This is a genomic window from Streptomyces sp. H39-C1, from assembly GCF_027158125.1.
GTDB classification, from domain to species: domain Bacteria; phylum Actinomycetota; class Actinomycetes; order Streptomycetales; family Streptomycetaceae; genus Actinacidiphila; species Actinacidiphila fildesensis.
Map to the genome: position 1 here is coordinate 124,056 of NZ_JAPVLS010000014.1, position 17,245 is coordinate 141,300.

The following is a 17,245-nucleotide window of genomic DNA, read 5'->3' on the forward strand; positions in this document are numbered from 1 at the left end:
TCCGTGCCTTCCTCCAACACCGGAGCCATTCCAGACGTCCACGCTACGCCTGGTCCCAGCATGCTCTTCCCGACTAAAAGTCGGCCGGAGCGAACGGAGGGGGGACGTGGGGCACACCCACCCACCGACCGGAGGGGACGTGGCGGGGTGTCCCCGCAGGACGACGAACGAATCGGGCCGTCACCTTGCAACGGACACGAGCGTTCGTCGTCCGAGGAGATACCCCGGCGCGGCCCCGCCCTGTCAGAGCGGACCGCACCGTACCCCTCGTCCCAAAAAAACGCGTCAGACGCGCGCCCGCCGCCGCGACCCCGGCCGCCGCTCGCTGGGCCGCGTCACAGGATCGCCCGCGTCCTCCGCCGCCACCCGCCGCGCCGTACCGAAATCGGCCAGCGCCTGCGCCAACGCATGCACGGACGGCTCCGGCGACATCACGTCGACCCGCAGCCCGTGCTCCTCGGCGGTCTTCGCCGTGGCCGGCCCGATACAGGCGATCACGGTCACGTTGTGCGGCTTACCGGCGATCCCCACCAGATTCCGCACCGTCGACGACGACGTGAAGAGCACCGCGTCGAACCCGCCGCCCTTGATCGCTTCCCGAGTATCCGCAGGCGGAGGCGAGGCGCGCACCGTCCGGTAGGCGGTGACGTCGTCAACCTCCCACCCGAGCTCCACCAAGCCCGCCACCAGCGTCTCCGTGGCGATGTCGGCGCGCGGCAGGAAGACCCGGTCGATCGGGTCGAAGACCGGATCGTACGGCGGCCAGTCCTCCAGCAGTCCGGCCGCGGACTGCTCACCGCTCGGCACGAGATCCGGCTTCACGCCGAACTCGACCAGCGACTGGGCGGTCTGCTCGCCGACCGCTGCGACCTTGATCCCCGCGAAGGCGCGGGCATCGAGCCCGTACTCCTCGAACTTCTCCCGCACCGCCTTGACCGCGTTCACGGAGGTGAAGGCGATCCATTCGTAGCGTCCGGTGACCAGGCCCTTCACGGCCCGCTCCATCTGCTGCGGGGTGCGCGGCGGCTCGACGGCGATCGTCGGCACCTCGTGCGGGACCGCGCCGTACGAGCGCAGCTGGTCCGACAGCGAGGCGGCCTGCTCCTTGGTGCGCGGCACCAGGACGCGCCAGCCGAACAGCGGCTTGGTCTCGAACCAGGACAGCTGGGCGCGCTGGAGACTGCGCTGGCCCACCACGGCTATCGCCGCGATCGGGCCCTCCGGGGTCGGCAGGGCCTTGGTGGCCTTGAGCTCGGAGGCGATCGTGGCCAGTGTCGCGGTCCACGTGCGCTGCCGGGTCGTCGTACCGGCGACCGTGACCGACAGCGGGGTGTCGGGCTTGCGGCCCGCCGCCATCAGTTCGGCGGCGGTGGCGACCACGGTCTGCAGCGTGGTGGTGAGGACCAGCGTGGCATCGCTCGCCCCGACCTCGCTCCAGCAGCGGTCGGACGCGGTGGCGGCGTCGACGAAACGGACGTCGGCGCTGAGCGGGACCCCGGCGTAGGCGGGTACGCCCATCGCCGCGGAGACGCCCGGTACGACCTCGAAGGGGATGCCGGCCGCCGCGCAGGCGAGCATCTCGCTCGCCGTGCAGTTGTCCAGGCCGGGATCACCCGCTACCGCACGGACGACCCGCTTGCCGGTGCGTGCGGACGTCATGACAAGCTGGGTGGCGGCAGCGGAGGCGTCCAACGCGCCCTCGCCTACCGCTGGTTCAGCCGTGCCCACATCTGCTCGGGCGTGCGTACGCACGACCTCCAGCACGTGCGGCTCGCCGACCAGCATGTCGGCATGAGCCAGCGCCTCGACGGCGCGCAGGGTCAACAGCCCGGGATCACCGGGCCCGGCACCGAGGAAGGTGACGTGGCCGAGGCCGGAGTGATTGACGGCGGTGGGGCTCAAAGTACGCGCTCCCCCATAAGACCGGCTGCGCCCTTGGCGAGCATCTCGGCCGCGAGTTCGCGACCGAGAACCGCGGCGTCATCCGCGGACTCAGGGGTTGCACCAGTGATGGACATCTGCACCAGCTGGGTGCCGTCGGTCGTGCCGACGACCCCCCGCAGGCGCAGCTCGGAAATCTGCCCGTCGGCCACCAGGTCGGCGAGCGCGCCCACAGGGGCGGAGCAGCCGGCCTCAAGGGCGGCGAGCAGTGATCGTTCCGCGGTGACGGCGGCCCGGGTGAACGGGTCGTCGAGCTCCGCGAGCTGTGCGGCCAGTGCCGGTCCCGCCGCGTTACCGGCGGCACATTCGACGGCCAGCGCCCCCTGTCCGGGGGCGGGCAGGACGGCTTCGACGGGGATCAGCTGGGTCGCCTCGGCGAGGCGGCCGAGACGGCTGAGCCCGGCGGCGGCCAGGACGACGGCGTCGAGTTCGCCAGAGGTGACGAAGCCGATGCGGGTGTCGACGTTGCCACGGATCGGCACCGTCTCGACCGCTCCGCCCAGGCTGCGGGCCCAGGCGTTCAACTGTGCCATCCTGCGCGGCGATCCGGTGCCGACGCGGGCCGGCCGGCCCAGCGCGGCGGCGGCCGCCACGAGCTCCTCGAACGTCAGCCCATCGCGGGCCACGAGCGCGTCGCGCGGGTCCTCGCGGACCGGGATCGCGGCGAGCGTGAGGCCCTCGGCGGGAGTCGTCGGCAGGTCCTTGAGCGAGTGCACGGCGAAGTCGATCTCACCGGCGAGCAGCGCGTCCCGCAGCGCGGAGACGAAGACTCCGGTGCCGCCGATCTGCGCGAGCTGCTCGCGGGAGACATCCCCGAACGTGGTGATCTCGACGAGTTCGACCGGCCGGCCGGTCAGCTCGCGCACCTGCTCCGCCACCATGCCGGACTGCGCCATGGCCAGCTTGCTGCGCCGGGTGCCCAGTTTCAATGCGGTGGGGCCGTTCATGGCCGCCCTCGATTCGGGTCGTCGGCCCTGCTGACGGCGGCGACCGCCTGCGGGTCGAGGTCGAAGAGTTCACGCAGCGCGTCGGCGTACCCGGCGCCGCCGGGTTCGCCCGCGAGCTGCTTGACCCGCACGGTGGGCGCGTGCAGGAGCTTGTCGACGACGCGGCGCACGGTCTGGGTGATCTCCGAGCGCAGCTTGTCGTCCAGGTCGGGGAGCCGGCCGTCGAGCCGGGTGAGTTCACCGGTGACGACGTCGGCGGCCATCGCGCGCAGCGCGACGACGGTGGGGGTGATGCGGGCGGCGCGCTGGGCGGCGCCGAAGGCACCGACCTCGGCGGCGACGATCTTGCGGACCTCGTCGACGTCGGCGGCCATCGGGGCGTCCGCGGAGGCCTCGGCGAGCGACTCTATGTCGACCAGGTGAGCGCCTTCGAGGCCGTGCACGGCGGCGTCGACGTCGCGCGGCATGGCCAGGTCGAGCAGGGCCAGCGGTGCGGCGTCGGCGCCGGTCGCGGTGCGGGTGGCGACGGCGGCGGCGACGGTGGCATGGTCCAGGACCAGCCCGGTCGCGCCGGTACACGACACGACGAGGTCGGCCGAGGCCAGTTCGCCGGCGACGGCGTCGAAGTCGGCGGCCCGGCCGCCGAGCTGCGCCGCGAGCCGCTCCGCGCGGTCGGCGGTGCGGTTGGCGATGACGAGTTCGGTGACGCCCGCGCGGGCCAGGGTCGCGGCGGCGAGCGAGGACATCGAGCCCGCGCCGACCACCAGCACGCGCTTGCCGGCCAGCGGGCCGGTGGTGGCGGCCAGTTGGTCGAGGCCGAAGGTGACGAGGGACTGCCCGGCCCGGTCGATGCCGGTCTCGCTGTGGGCGCGCTTACCGACCCGCAGGGCCTGCTGGAACAGGTCGTTGAGCAGCCGTCCCGCGGTGTGCAGCTCCTGGCCGAGGGCGAGCGCGTCCTTGATCTGGCCGAGGATCTGGCCCTCGCCGACCACCATGGAGTCCAGGCCGCAGGCGACCGAGAACAGATGGTGGACCGCCCGGTCCTCGTAGTGCACATAAAGATAGGGAGTGAGCTCTTCGAGGCCGACGCCGCTGTGCAGCGACAGCAGCATCGACAGCTCGGCGACGCCCGCGTGGAACTTGTCCACGTCCGCGTACAGCTCGATGCGGTTGCAGGTGGCGAGCACCGCCGCTTCGGTCGCGGGCTCGGCGGCCAGCGCGTCCTGCAGCAGCTTGGCCTTGGCCTCATCCGTGAGCGCGGCCCGCTCCAGCAAGCTGACCGGGGCGCTGCGGTGGCTCAGGCCGACGACGAGAACACTCATGCCGGCATCACGGCGGGCACGTCCCCGTCCGGGCCCTGGCCCTGCTCGCCGGCCTTGCGCTGCTCGTGGAACGCGAGGATCTGCAGCTCGATGGAGAGGTCGACCTTGCGGACGTCGACGCCCTCGGGGACCTGCAGCACGGTCGGCGCGAAGTTCAGGATGGAGGTGACGCCCGCGGTGACGAGGCGGTCGCAGACCTCCTGCGCGGCGCCGGCCGGGGTCGCGATGACACCGATCGACACCTGGTTGTCCTCGACGATCGCTTCCAGCTCGTCGATGTGCCGGACCGGGAGTCCGGCCACCAGCTTCCCGGCGAGGGCGGCGTCGGCGTCCATGAGGGCCGCGACGCGGAAACCGCGGGAGGCGAAGCCGCCGTAGTTGGCGAGCGCGGCGCCGAGGTTACCGATACCGACGATCACTACCGGCCAGTCCTGGGTGAGGCCCAGCTCACGGGAGATCTGGTAGACGAGGTACTCGACGTCGTAGCCGACGCCGCGGGTCCCGTAGGAGCCCAGGTAGGAGAAGTCCTTGCGCAGCTTCGCGGAGTTGACGCCCGCGGCGGTCGCGAGTTCCTCCGACGACACCGTGGGCACCGAACGCTCGGAGAGCGTGGTGAGAGCCCGCAGGTACAGCGGAAGCCTGGCGACGGTGGCCTCGGGGATACCTCGGCTGCGGGTCGCCGGTCGGTGAGAACGGCTAGTTGCCACGATGCTCCTGCGGATAGAGCGTAGACGTCCAGGGACCACAGTCCCCGGGGCCGCCCCGTGCTTGCCAGGCTATGTCTTTGTGAACGCGTGCACAAAGATAGTGTCCGCTTTGTCCAGGGGAAGTGACCGGCATCACGCACTCCCATTCCGGACATTAGGAACCATTTGCTGTGCCGAATCGTTCCACCCCTTCGGGTCGTTCGGTATTTCCGCCGACCGAACCACCGGACGATCAACGGAACGCCGCCCCAGCCAGAGCGCGTCGGCCTCCGGCATATGCGCGATCACCGGCCACTCCACTCCCGCCGCCGCCTCCACCGCTCCGGGCACGCCGGCCCGGTCCGGTGCGTCCGCCGCGTAATGGGCGAACAGCCGCGCGGTGGCCCGCGCGTCACCCAGCGCCGTGTGCGCCGCCCAGTCACCCAGTCCGGCGTCCGCTACGCAAGCCCCCAGCGAGAATCCGCGCGGAGCGGGCACCCGGGAGATGGCCATCCGCATGGTGCACAACTCCGGCACGGCCGGCAGCGTCACCCCGAGCCGCGCGTACTCCGCGACCAGGAATGCCCGGTCACAGCCCACGTTGTGCCCCACCAGCACCCTGCCGCGCAGCAGCCCCAGCAGTTTCGGCGCGATGCCCGCGAACGTCGGGGCACCGCCGAGGTCGGGCCCCTCGATGCCATGGATGTGGGTCGGGCCGACCGGCCCCTCGGGATCGATCAACGTGCTGAACTCACCCTGCGGGACGCACTCCCGGTCGAGCAGCACGACCGCCACCTCGATCACCCGGTGCCGTCGTGAACTGGACCCGGTGGCCTCCAGGTCCACGACGGCATAGCCGCCAGACCCCTGGAACCGTCCGGAGAGCACGCGCCCACACTCCTCACGCCTAGCCCCCGGGTGTACAAAACGAACTCGATGGTAATCGAATACGCGCACCACGAGTAACGCGCTCAAATCACCCGTCGGCCAGGAACGCCTCCCACCTGCGACGCAGCCGGATCCGTGTCGACCCGGCCTCAGCCGGTGAGCGCGGTACGCAGCCGCTGCTCGTCGACCCGCCAGAAGTCGTGCTGCTCGCCGTCGACCAGCACCACCGGAATCTGCTCCCAGTACTTGCGGTACAGCTCCTCGTCCTGCGTGATGTCCCGTTCCTCGACCCGGGAACCGAGCTCCCCCGCGACCTTCTCGATCACGGCACGGGCGTCGTCGCACAGATGGCAGCCGGGCTTGCCGATCAGCGTCACGGTGCGGTCGGCGGGATCCTTGCGGGCGCTACGGCGCAGGAGAGGACTCATTCGAGACATTGTGCCCCCGACCGCCACCGGCGCAGCCGGCCGGCGGGTAACACGTACGTCGCGAGGAGTTCACGCCTTCGCTCCTTACGCGGCAAGGACCGGCCGAACAAAATGGCTATGCTCGCCGCATGGCCGCTCTGCAATGGCTCACCCCCCGTAGGCGCTCCGCCACCGCGCGCAGCGTGCTGGCAGGCGAGGCCGCGGCCGAGGCCGCACTCGCGGCGCCGGAGAAGGAAGCGGAGAAGGAATCCGCCGCGCCCGAGTTCCCCGTCGTGGGGGATCCGCACGCCGCCGCCTTCTTCGACCTCGACAACACCGTGATGCAGGGCGCCGCGATCTTCCACTTCGGCCGCGGCCTGTACAAGCGGAAGTTCTTCCACAAGCGCGAGCTCGCCCGCTTCGCCTGGCAGCAGGCCTGGTTCCGGCTCGCCGGGTCCGAGGACCCCGAGCACATGCAGGACGCGCGGGACAGCGCGCTGTCGATCGTCAAGGGGCACCGCGTCGAGGAGCTCATGGCGATCGGCGAGGAGATCTACGACGAGTACATGGCCGAGAAGATCTGGCCGGGCACCCGGGCACTCGCCCAGGCCCACCTCGACGCGGGCCAGCGGGTCTGGCTGGTCACGGCCGCGCCCGTGGAGACCGCGACGATCATCGCCCGCCGGCTCGGCCTGACCGGCGCGCTGGGCACCGTCGCCGAATCCGTCGGCGGTGTCTACACCGGCCGGCTGGTCGGAGAACCGCTGCACGGCCCGTCCAAGGCCGAGGCGGTCCGGGCGCTCGCCGGCGCCGAGGGACTTCAGCTGTCCCGCTGCGCCGCGTACAGCGACTCGGCGAACGACATCCCGATGCTGTCGCTGGTCGGACACCCGTACGCGATCAACCCCGACACCCGGCTGCGCAAGCACGCCCGCGCCCACGGCTGGCGGCTGCGCGACTACCGCACCGGCCGCAAGGCCGCGAAGATCGGCATCCCGGCCGCGGCCGGGGTCGGCGCCGTCGCGGGTGGCGCGGTCGCCGCGGTCGCGATCCACCGACGCCGCCGCTAAGGCGTGTTGCGAAAGTCCCGCCTGGCCCACGGGCGAACGGCGCCACTTTCCGCAACACGCCCTAGATCCGGCACGCCGACGGCCCGTCGTACCCCCCTCTGGACCCACCGCAGTCGCAGCACTGCCACACAGCCACAACACGCACTCCCCGCGAGCAATTCACGAACAGATGCGGTCAACTTCGGTTCAGTGTTCGATAATTGATCGATCACCAATGCACCAAGGAACCGACGTAACCGGCGATTTAGGCAACACGGTGTAGCGCCGCCTGTACGAAGCGTTATTCTCCTCAGACGCAATCGGAACCCACACGTCGACCACGGCGGGTGCACGGTCCCGTACTGCACGTGATGGAAGTTCTGCCTCTGGGAGTCCCGTGTACCCACACGACGGGGTTGACACCTCCGGCCTGGCAACGCTGCGCGCATTGGTGAACGACTGCCTGCGTGTCGTCCCCGCGTTCGCCGAGCCCGCCCTCGCCACGCCCTTTCCCGCCGGCCCCGCGTACGCACTGGCCGAAGTCAGCACCGCCGCAGGCAGACGCACCCGGAACAACCCGCAGAGCGGCTCGGGCAGCAACGCTGCCGGAGGCCCCACCGCTCGACGTCCCGCCGCGGACAGTGACAGCGGCCGGATGATGGACCTCGTCGAGCGGGCCCAGGCCGGCGAGACCGAGGCCTTCGGCCGGCTCTACGACCACTACTCCGACACCGTCTACCGCTACATCTACTACCGCGTCGGCGGCAAGGCGACCGCCGAGGACCTGACCAGTGAGACGTTCCTGCGCGCCCTGCGCCGGATCGGCACCTTCACCTGGCAGGGCCGCGACTTCGGCGCGTGGCTCGTCACCATCGCCCGCAACCTGGTCGCCGACCACTTCAAGTCCAGCCGCTTCCGGCTCGAGGTCACCACCGGCGAGATGCTCGACGCCAACGAGGTCGAGCGCAGCCCCGAGGACTCGGTGCTGGAATCGCTGTCCAACGAGGCGCTTCTCGTCGCCGTCAGGAAGCTCAACCCCCAGCAGCAGGAGTGCGTGACGCTGCGCTTCCTGCAGGGCCTGTCGGTCGCCGAGACCGCACGCATCATGGGCAAGAACGAAGGGGCGATCAAGACCCTTCAGTACCGAGCCGTGCGAACCCTGGCCAGGCTTCTCCCCGAAGACGCCCGGTGAGACTGAGTTGTCCCTTTTTCCCCACCCTCTCCGGCCTTTTTTCCGGCCGCTCCGGTCCGATCATCATGACCGCGTAACCCAACTGGCGCGGCGCTCGTTGCACCACATGCAGACACCTCTCTGCCGCGCTCTGGCCGCTTCCAGTCACTCGATTGGGTGGACAGAAACAAGGAATGCAACCTTCCGGGCGGCTTCGGGAGTCGAGTGTGGATGACGAGAGGAGGTGCCGCCCATGATCGGACAAGCAACGGCACACCGTCGGGCGAACGCCTTCGCCCAGGCCCTTGAGACTGCCGGTTTTCCGGGGAAAGACCCCCGGAACTCCGACAGCGCACCCCAGGAGCCCACCGGCGAACACGGCGCCCATGCCACGGACCGGCACGCCGACCCCGATCAGGGGCGGCTGCTGGCACTGGTCGGCGCCATCGGCAACCGGCAGCCGCCGGTGCTGAGCGCCGAGGCGAAGACGGTGCAACGTGCCCAACTGATCGCCGCGATGGAGACCGCGCTTGCCGACGGCAGCCTTGAGGTCTCCCCCAAGGTCCCCGAGCAACGCACCGGCGGCGCGCACCGCGCCACCGGGCTCGGGAAGCTCAGGCCACGATCCCGCTGGTCCCGCCGGCTCGCCGCCGGCGGGCTCTCCGTGGGCGTCGCGGCCGGGGCCCTCGGCGGCGTCGCGGCGGCCAGTACGAACGCACTGCCAGGGGACACCCTCTACGGCCTCAAACGGGGCATGGAGGATCTCAAGCTGGACATGGCCAACAACGACGCCTCCCGGGGAAGCGTCTATCTGGACATGGCCGCGACCCGCATGCAGGAGGCCCGGCGCCTCATGGAGCGGGGTCGCTCCGGCGAGCTCGACAGCGAATCGGTCGGCGAGGTCCGCCGGGCGCTCTCCGGTATGCACCAGGAGGCCGCGGAAGGCCACCGGCTGCTCACCGAGGCGTACCAGCGCGACGGCTCGCTGCAGCCGATGGAGCTGCTGAACGAGTTCAACGCCTCGCACCGCGAAGGCTGGAGCCAGCTGCGCGACCGGCTGCCCAGCCAGCTCGGTGATGTGAGCAGCCAGGTCACGTCGGTCTTCGACGCCATAGAGCACGATGTCGCGCCGCTGGCCGGCAAGCTCCCCAAACCCCAGGGCAGCGAAGGCCCCGCGCACCGTCAGGCCGGCAAACCCGGCTCGGTCGGTACCGGTCACAGCGGCACAGCGACGCCGGCGCCGCACGCCCCCGCCACCGCGGAAGGCCACAGCGGCACACCGGGCACCACCGACAGCCCGAGCGCCGGCGCCGGCAAGGACCATCTGCTCGGCGGTACGGACGGACTGCTGCCCCCGTCACCGGGCACCGGCGGCGAGAACCCGTCCGATCCGGCGGCCTCCACGCCGCCGTCCGTCAACCTGCCCCCGCTGCTCCCCGGCCTGCTCCCGGGCCTCGGCCTCGGGGCGGAGGACGCCAAGGAGTAACCGGCGGTCGTGCAGGTGAAAGGGGTGGGTCCTGGCCATCGGCCAGGACCCACCCCTTTGACGTCCCGCGAGAACTCAGAAGAACACGGACCGCCGCTGCACCAGCAGCTTGTACAGCGTGTGCTGGATGGTCTCCCGGACCTGGTCCGTCAGGTTGAAGACCAGCATCGGGTCCTCCGCCGCCTCCGGCGGGTAGTGGTCGGTCCTGATCGGCTCGCCGAACTGGATCGTCCACTTCGTCGGCAGCGGCACCAGGCCCAGCGGCCCCAGCCAGGGGAACGTCGGTGTGACCGGGAAGTACGGCACGCCCAGCAGCCGTGCCAGCGTCTTGGAGTTGCCGACCATGGGGTAGATCTCCTCCGCGCCCACGATCGAGCACGGAATGATCGGCGCCCCGGTCTTCAGCGCCGTCGCGACGAAGCCGCCGCGCCCGAAGCGCTGCAGCTTGTAGCGGTCGGCGAAGGGCTTGCCGAGACCCTTGAAGCCCTCCGGCATCACCCCGACGACCTCACCGCGCTCCAGCAGCAGCTGCGCGTCTTCGGTGCAGGCCAGCGTGTGGCCCGCCTTGCGGGCCAGCTCGTTCACCACGGGCAGCACGAAGACCAGGTCGGCGGCGAGCAGCCGCAGATGCCGGCCGGCCGGGTGGTGGTCGTGGACGGCGACCTGCGCCATCAGCCCGTCCAGCGGCAACGTCCCGGAGTGGTTCGCGACCACCAGGGCCCCGCCCTCGGCCGGGATGTTCTCGATGCCCTTGACCTCGACCCGGAAGTACTGGTCGAAGAACGGCCGGAGCACCGACATGAGCACCTGGTCGGTGAGCTGCTCGTCGTAACCGAACTCGTCGACCTCGTAGTCGCCGGTGATCCGGCGCCGCAGGAACGACAGCCCGTGCGCGACCTTCCGGTCCCAGCGGGCGCCCATCAGCCGCTCGGCCGCACCGCCGAGCGCGTCGGCCAGGGCCTCGGCGACTCCCGAGGCGGGCGCCGTGCGCGGCGCGCCACCGCCGTCGGCGACTCCGGTGCCTCCCGTTGCCCCCGGATCGCCCGCGGGGCCGTCCTGGCCCTGCTGCACGCCCTCAGGGGCGGTCGCGGGAGCGCCCGCGGGGTCGGCGTCGTCGCGCGGAGCGCGCGGCTCCGGTGCGCCGGCCGGTTCGTTCGGGAACTCCGCCGGGACGGCGGACAGCGGTGTCGCCGACGCGGCCCCTTCGTTCTTCTTGCGGGACCCCGCCCGTCCGCGCGGCCGACCCGGCCCCCGACGGGCACGGGTGTCCTCGTCGAACGGGATGACCTTGGCGTCCGCCATGCTGCGGCTCCTCCTCGTCGGTGCTCTCACGTCCGGTTGGCGCCCGCGGGAAGTGCGGCGGCGATCGCGTCGACCGTGCGGGCGAGCCGGTCGGGCGGCAGCAGGCCGGGGCCACGGCTGCGGGCGAAGTCGCAGAAGGTCTCGGCCGTCGTGTAGCGCGGCGCAAAACCGAGCGTCTCACGCATCTGTGTGGTGTCCACCACTCTGCCGTGCGTCAGCAGCCGGATCTGTTCCGGCGAGAAGTCGGTGACCCCCGCCGTGCGCAGCATCTGTCCGACCCAGGTGACGGCGGGCAGCAGCACCGGGACGGTGGGGCGGCCGAGCCGCCTGGCGGTCTGCGACAGCAGCAGGACGCCGTCGCCCGCGATGTTGAACGTGCCGCTGTTGAGCGTCCCGCGGCGGGCGTCGAGGGAGGCGAGGACCAGTACGTCGGTCACATCGTCCTCATGCACGAACTGCAGCCGCGGGTCGTAGCCGAACACGGTCGGCAGCGCCGGCAGCGAGAAGTACTCCGCGAGCGGGGAGTCGGCCTGCGGGCCGAGGATGTTGGCGAACCGCAGGACGGCCACCGCCACGTCCGGCCGGCGGCGCGCGAAGCCGCGCACATAGCCCTCGACCTCGACCGCGTCCTTGGCGAAGCCACCGCTGGGCAGTGACTTCGGCGGCATGGTCTCGGTGAACACCGCCGGGTCGCGGGGCGCGGAGCCGTAGACGCTGGTCGTCGACTTCACCACGAGGCGGCGCACCGTCGGGGCCTTCTGGCACGCCCCCAGCAGCTGCATCGTGCCGATGACGTTGGTCTCCTTGACCTGCGCCCGGCCGCCGGAGCCCAGCGGGGTGCCGCTGACGTCCATATGGACGACGGTGTCGACGGCGTGCTGGGCCAGCACCTTGGCGATCATCGGGTGCCGGATGTCCGCCCTGACGAATTCCGCGTTGCCCAGCTGGTGCTCGGGCACCTCGGCGTCCACGCCGATCACCCGGTCGACCTCCGGATCATGCTGGATCCGGCGGACGAACCGGCTGCCGAGCTTTCGCGCGACTCCGGTGACGAGCACCACCTTGCCCACGATTCAGCGCCTTCCGTCAGGGATGTACGCACCGTATCGGTTCGATGTTGCGCTGTGATGACGGCCTCCGGGCCGTTGGCCACGGCGGCCGCACCGGAACGCCCCCCGTACGGCGGGCGCCCCGCCCCTTCGGCTACCCCCGGGTAGCCGAGGTACCCCGGAAACGCAGCTGCCCTCCCACCGCCGTGCGGAGCACGGTGGTGGGAGGGCAGGAAGTGCAGCGAGTGGCTCGCTTACTTCTTGTTGCGACGCTGCACACGCGTACGCTTCAGCAGCTTGCGGTGCTTCTTCTTGGCCATACGCTTGCGCCGCTTCTTGATGACAGAGCCCACGACTACCCTCGCTTCGTTTTCACTCGGTGCGGGGCGTCCGAGCCCACACGACCTACGTCGGCCAAGCCTACCCGCCCCGAGGGGGCGGGTAGAACCGAGGCGACCGAGAAGGCCGTCAAGCAGATTCCCCCACCCCCACGTAGGACTCACGCAGATAGTCGTGGACGGCTTGTTCTGGCACCCGGAAGGACCTGCCCACCCGGATCGCCGGCAGATGGCCGCTGTGTACCAGTCGGTACACGGTCATCTTGGACACACGCATCACTGAGGCGACCTCCGCCACAGTCAGGAAAACGACCTCGTTGAGAGGCCTGTCGCTAGCAGCCATGACACACCTGAACCTTCCGCACATGACGGCCACCGGCTTCCCCTCCGGTGACTCCAGCAGGCACGTGCGCTCCTCCCCAGATTAGGTGCGGGTGATGCAAGTGGGGAAGAGGAGTTGCGATCGGTTGACTACTGTGACAGACACGCTCGATTGAGTACATAGCGTGTAAGCGGCCGGTAGTAATCGGACCGCACAGCGTCATCAAGCGGAACGGCGACGGAAACCCGCCCCTCCGCCTCGGCCACGAAGACCGCCGGATCGTCGGCGTCCGCCAGCCCGATCGCCTCGATGCCCAGCTGACCAGCCCCGCAGACCCACCCGTGATCACCGACCACCAGTCCCGGCAGCTGCCCCCCACGGCCGGCCGCGGCGGCCAGTGCGGTACGAACCGGGAGGGGGGAGTGCGTGTGCGCCCCGGGCTCACCCGAGGTGGGGAGCGCGTCCACGGTGCGGACCATCGCGACTCCGCCTACGTACCAAAGGTTGTGCTGGCGTAGCCCGAATCGGGTCAGAATGTCGATACGTCGACCATGCGCGGAGGTGAGGACAGGACATCCCGCCGCCGACAACGCGGCAGCCAATCCGGCGTAGAAGCCCAGGAGTCGGTGCGGATGACCTGTTCCGATCAGCACCGGAACCCGGTCAACAGCCGCCCGCGCCAATCGTTCCGCAAAAGCGTCGAGTGCCGCCACCGTGCAGTCGGGGTCGATCACATCCTGCCCCGAAGTGTGTCCGGGATCCGGGGAAACCCCGCATCTTTCGGCCATCAGCCGCAACAACTCCGCGGTACCCCACGCCCCTTCGGGGTCGAGGCCGAGCGTCTGGCGCGGATCGCGTGCCGCGAACATCCGATAACTGAGCAGACTTTTCTCCCGGGGCGTCGCCACGGGACCGGCCAGCCGGGCCGCCAGCAGATGCGCGCGCAGCGCGCCGACACTCAGCACGCCTTCGATACTGCCGTCCATGCCGCCGTCATCCACCCGAAACCGGAAAACGCACCCCTTGCGGGTGATTGGTGCTCAATACCACCCATCCCGCTCGCTTCTCCTGCCCGCCCGTTCGGCCGGCTCAGGCCAGCAGGCCGTGCAGCGGGAACACCGCGCGCCGGGTCGCCAGAACCGCCTGGTCGAGGCGGTCCGCCGGGTCGTACCCCGCCTCCTCGAAACTCCGCCAGACGACCGGGTGACGGCCGTCCGTCATCCGCGCGGGCGCCACGGCCCGCGCCGCCCGGTACACCTCGTGCCGCCACGCCTCCGGCGTCTCGGCGGCGGGATCGATCGGCGTGCCCGCGGCGATCGCCACCAGATGCGTCCAGGAGCGCGGTACGACGTCCGTCACCGCGTAGCCGCCCCCGCCGAGCGCCACCCAGCGGCCCTCCGCGTGCTCGTGCGCCAGCTCGTGACACGCCTCGGCGACCGCGCGCTGCGCGTCCAGACTCACCGCGAGATGCGCCAGCGGGTCCTCGAAATGGGTGTCCGCGCCATGCTGCGAGACGACGACCTGCGGCCGGAAGGCCGCGATCAGCTCCGGTACGACGGCGTGGAACGCCCGCAGCCACCCCGCGTCGCCCGTCCCGGCCGGCAGCGCGATGTTCACCGCCCCGCCCTCCGCGCCGGCGCCACCGGTCTCCTCCGGCCAGCCGGTCTGCGGGAACAGCGTCCGCGGGTGCTCGTGCAGCGAGATCGTCAGAACGCGTGGATCGTCCCAGAAGACGGCCTGCACCCCGTCCCCGTGGTGCACATCGACATCCACGTAGACCACGCGCTCCGCACCGAGCTCCAGCAGCCGCGCCACCGCCAGCGCCGCGTCGTTGTAGACGCAGAAGCCCGCGGCGGAGCCCGGCATCGCATGATGCAGGCCGCCGGCGAAGTTCACCGCGTGAGCAACGTCACCGCTCCACACCGCCTCGGCCGCCCCGACGGACTGCCCGGCGATCAGCGCGGAGGCCCGGTGCATGCCCGCGAAGGCCGGGTTGTCCTCGGTACCGAGGCCGTAGTCCAGCTCCACCGAGTGCGGATCGGCGGAGACCCGCCGCACCGCGGCCACGTAGTCGGCGCGGTGCACCAACCCCAGCGTGGAGTCCCCGGCGGCCGGCGCGGAGGTCACCTTGAGCGCCTGGTCCAGCCCGAAAGCCTCGACCAGCCGCATCGTGAGCGACAGCCGCACCGGGTCCATCGGATGCCCGGGGCCGAAGTCGTAACCTGTTACCTGCTCATCCCACATCAGCTGTGCGCGGCCGCTCATGGCCGACACGGTATCGGGCCTCGCCGGTGTCGAACGACTTGGCATAGAGCAGAGTCGCCAGCACCAGCACCATGGGGATCAGCATCGCGCCCCGGTAGCTCCACGCGTCACCGATCGCACCCACGAGCGGGGCGCCGATCAGGAAACCGACGTAGTTGAAGATGTTCAGCCGCGCGATGGCCGTGTCCGAGGCGCCGGGGAACAGCCGTCCCGCCGCCGCGAACGTCGTCGGCACGATGACGCACAGCCCGAACCCCAGCAGCGTGAACCCGAGCATCCCGGCCCACGGGCCCGGCGCCGCCGCGACCACCCCGAACCCGACCGCGGCGAGCACCGTACCGGCCCGCACCACGGCGGCCCCGCCGAAGCGCCGCACCCCGAGGTCCCCGGCCGCCCGGCCGAGCAGCGTCGTCACCATGTAGATGTTGTACGGAACGGTGGACAGCTGCTCCGAGCTCCCGAGCGTGTCCTGCAGGTACTTCGCGCTCCAGTTGGAGACCGTCGAGTCCCCGATGTACGCGAAGGCCATCACCAGGCAGAGCGGCAGCAGCAGCCGCATCACCACGGGTGTCGCCACGGGAGCCGCCGCGCCCTCGGCCACCGGTTCCGGCCGCTGGTCCACGTACCAGCGGCTCCCGATGAGAACGAGCGGGATCAGCACGACGGCGACCGGCGCGTAGAGCACCGCGAGCGACAGATGCCAGTGCGCCCCGGCCCACGCCAGCGAGGCGCCGGTGATGCCGCCGAGGCTGTAGGCGGCGTGGAAGCCGAGCATGATGCTCCGGCCGTAGGTGCGCTGCAGGCTCACACCCAGCATGTTCATGGAGGCGTCGAGCCCGCCGACACAGATGCCGAACAGGCCCAGCGCCACGGCTATCTGCCACATGGCGTTCCCGGAACCCGCCGCGACCAGGACCAGCGCGACCAACGGCTGGACCCACCGCAGTACGACACTGGGCCGCACCCGCTTCACCAGGTGCTCGGTCGCAACGCTGCCCGCCCCGGCCAGGATCGGCACCGCGGCGAGGAAGACCGGCAGCAGCCCGTCACTGATGCCGTAGCGATCCTGGATCGCCGGGATACGGGTCACGAGCAGAGCGAAAACCACGCCCTGGCTGAAGAAGCTGACCGCCAGCGAGGCCCGGCCATGCCGCAGAGATGCGTCCATGAGCGAGCAGCGTAGATCCCGAAGCTACGGATGAGTAGGTGTTGCGGGTCACAAGTTAGACGATCAGATCCAGGAGCTCGTGCATCTCGCTGAACAGGGCATTGGCGTCCCCGAGCTTGGCCACGGGAGTCATCGCGGTGAACCCGTACACGTCCATCCCGGCCGCCACGGCCGCCTGCACTCCCAGCGGGCTGTCCTCGACGACCGCGCACCGCCCGGGAGCGATTCCCATCACCTGTGCCGCGTGCAGGAAGAGGTCCGGTGCCGGCTTCCCGCGCCCGACGTCCTGCGAGCTGAAGATGCGCTCCTCACCGAAGTGCTCGAAGAGCCCGGTCTTGTGCAGCGCCACCCGGATCCGCTCATGGCTCCCCGACGAGGCGAGACAGTACGGCACCCCCTCCGCCGTCAGCTTCCCCAGGACGTCCCCGACCCCGGGCACCGGCTGGAGGTCCCGCCGGAACGCCTCGAACACCCGAGCATGGAAGACGTCGTTGAAGTCCGCCGGCAACTTCTGCCCGGACTGCTCCAACACCAGCTCGTGGACCCGGTGCATCGCGGAGCCCATGTAGTCGCGGATCGACTCCTCGTACGACGTGGGGTGGCCGAGTTCCGTGAGATGGCCGGCGAGGATCCGGTTGGAGATCGGCTCACTGTCCACGAGGACGCCGTCGTTGTCGAAGATGATCAGGTCGTAGCGCATGGCACCACTGTAGGGAACGCCGGTATCGACAACGCAAAGAAGCCCCCAGGCAATAGCCTGGGGGCTTCTTCTCAAAAATTGTTCGGCGGCGTCCTACTCTCCCACAGGGTCCCCCCTGCAGTACCATCGGCGCTGAAAGGCTTAGCTTCCGGGTTCGGAATGTAACCGGGCGTTTCCCTAACGCTATGACCACCGAAACACTAT

17 protein-coding genes and 1 rRNA gene are annotated in these 17,245 nt (G+C 70.5%); 3 read left to right on the top strand and 15 right to left on the bottom strand.

Annotation, left to right across the window (positions count from 1 at the left end; all coding sequences use genetic code 11):
* Positions 1–285: 285 nt before the first annotated feature.
* The 6 genes from O3W51_RS12500 to O3W51_RS12525 form a co-directional block, all read right to left on the bottom strand.
* The gene (locus tag O3W51_RS12500) at positions 286–1,902 is read right to left on the bottom strand and encodes a uroporphyrinogen-III synthase (RefSeq protein WP_138355132.1); all 1,617 of its coding nucleotides are present in this window, start codon (positions 1,900–1,902) and stop codon (positions 286–288) included.
* Positions 1,899–2,888: a hydroxymethylbilane synthase gene (hemC, locus tag O3W51_RS12505; RefSeq protein WP_269285741.1), complete on the bottom strand. Its 990-nt coding sequence runs from the start codon at positions 2,886–2,888 to the stop codon at positions 1,899–1,901. Before hemC ends, O3W51_RS12500 begins: the two co-directional genes overlap by 4 nt.
* Positions 2,885–4,210 (bottom strand): glutamyl-tRNA reductase, encoded by a 1,326-nt coding sequence (locus tag O3W51_RS12510; protein WP_138355130.1) that lies wholly within the window; start codon positions 4,208–4,210, stop codon positions 2,885–2,887. Before O3W51_RS12510 ends, hemC begins: the two co-directional genes overlap by 4 nt.
* Positions 4,207–4,917 (bottom strand): redox-sensing transcriptional repressor Rex, encoded by a 711-nt coding sequence (locus O3W51_RS12515; RefSeq protein WP_138355129.1) that lies wholly within the window; start codon positions 4,915–4,917, stop codon positions 4,207–4,209. Before O3W51_RS12515 ends, O3W51_RS12510 begins: the two co-directional genes overlap by 4 nt.
* Positions 4,918–5,049: 132 nt before the next feature.
* Entirely contained in the window at positions 5,050–5,784 is a 735-nt protein-coding gene (locus O3W51_RS12520; RefSeq protein ID WP_164297511.1) for a 3'-5' exonuclease, read from the bottom strand.
* Positions 5,785–5,933: 149 nt separating this feature from the next.
* On the bottom strand, positions 5,934–6,212 hold the full coding sequence (locus O3W51_RS12525; RefSeq protein WP_138355127.1) for a glutaredoxin family protein: 279 nt from the start codon (positions 6,210–6,212) through the stop codon (positions 5,934–5,936).
* A 128-nt stretch (positions 6,213–6,340) separates the two neighbouring features.
* Here O3W51_RS12525 and O3W51_RS12530 point away from each other — a divergent pair, with 128 nt between their 5' ends.
* From O3W51_RS12530 to O3W51_RS12540, 3 genes are all read left to right on the top strand, one after another.
* A complete protein-coding gene (locus tag O3W51_RS12530) occupies positions 6,341–7,261 on the top strand; it encodes an HAD family hydrolase (protein WP_138355126.1) in 921 nt (306 codons plus the stop codon).
* Between the two features lie 376 nt (positions 7,262–7,637).
* A complete protein-coding gene (locus tag O3W51_RS12535; RefSeq protein WP_138355125.1) occupies positions 7,638–8,432 on the top strand; it encodes an ECF subfamily RNA polymerase sigma factor, BldN family in 795 nt (264 codons plus the stop codon).
* A 232-nt stretch (positions 8,433–8,664) separates the two neighbouring features.
* On the top strand, positions 8,665–9,897 hold the full coding sequence (locus O3W51_RS12540; protein ID WP_138355124.1) for a DUF5667 domain-containing protein: 1,233 nt from the start codon (positions 8,665–8,667) through the stop codon (positions 9,895–9,897).
* 75 nt (positions 9,898–9,972) lie between these two features.
* Here the strand turns inward: O3W51_RS12540 and O3W51_RS12545 are convergent, their stop codons facing one another.
* The 9 genes from O3W51_RS12545 to rrf all read right to left on the bottom strand — a co-directional run bounded on the left by O3W51_RS12545 (position 9,973) and on the right by rrf (position 17,238).
* Complete coding sequence (locus O3W51_RS12545) at positions 9,973–11,199, bottom strand: lysophospholipid acyltransferase family protein (protein ID WP_187144972.1); 1,227 nt, start codon at positions 11,197–11,199, stop codon at positions 9,973–9,975.
* A gap of 26 nt (positions 11,200–11,225) precedes the next feature.
* Positions 11,226–12,269, bottom strand: a complete 1,044-nt coding sequence (locus tag O3W51_RS12550; protein WP_164297505.1) for an NAD-dependent epimerase/dehydratase family protein — start codon at positions 12,267–12,269, stop codon at positions 11,226–11,228.
* Positions 12,270–12,502: 233 nt separating this feature from the next.
* Positions 12,503–12,751: a 30S ribosomal protein bS22 gene (locus O3W51_RS48810; RefSeq protein ID WP_438817447.1), complete on the bottom strand. Its 249-nt coding sequence runs from the start codon at positions 12,749–12,751 to the stop codon at positions 12,503–12,505.
* Complete coding sequence (locus O3W51_RS12560) at positions 12,717–12,929, bottom strand: helix-turn-helix domain-containing protein (RefSeq protein WP_164297503.1); 213 nt, start codon at positions 12,927–12,929, stop codon at positions 12,717–12,719. The genes O3W51_RS48810 and O3W51_RS12560 overlap by 35 nt, the downstream gene beginning before the upstream one ends.
* A gap of 128 nt (positions 12,930–13,057) precedes the next feature.
* Entirely contained in the window at positions 13,058–13,873 is an 816-nt protein-coding gene (locus O3W51_RS12565; RefSeq protein ID WP_138355193.1) for a phosphatase, read from the bottom strand.
* A 124-nt stretch (positions 13,874–13,997) separates the two neighbouring features.
* Positions 13,998–15,173 carry an acetoin utilization protein AcuC gene (locus O3W51_RS12570; protein ID WP_138355121.1) on the bottom strand — a complete coding sequence of 392 codons (1,176 nt, stop codon included), beginning with the start codon at positions 15,171–15,173 and terminating at the stop codon, positions 13,998–14,000.
* Positions 15,142–16,341 (bottom strand): MFS transporter, encoded by a 1,200-nt coding sequence (locus O3W51_RS12575; protein WP_187144971.1) that lies wholly within the window; start codon positions 16,339–16,341, stop codon positions 15,142–15,144. Before O3W51_RS12575 ends, O3W51_RS12570 begins: the two co-directional genes overlap by 32 nt.
* A 55-nt stretch (positions 16,342–16,396) precedes the next feature.
* Positions 16,397–17,041 carry an HAD family hydrolase gene (locus O3W51_RS12580; RefSeq protein WP_138355120.1) on the bottom strand — a complete coding sequence of 215 codons (645 nt, stop codon included), beginning with the start codon at positions 17,039–17,041 and terminating at the stop codon, positions 16,397–16,399.
* 80 nt (positions 17,042–17,121) lie between these two features.
* Positions 17,122–17,238, bottom strand: a 5S ribosomal RNA gene (gene rrf / locus O3W51_RS12585).
* Between the last annotated feature and the right edge of the window lie 7 nt (positions 17,239–17,245).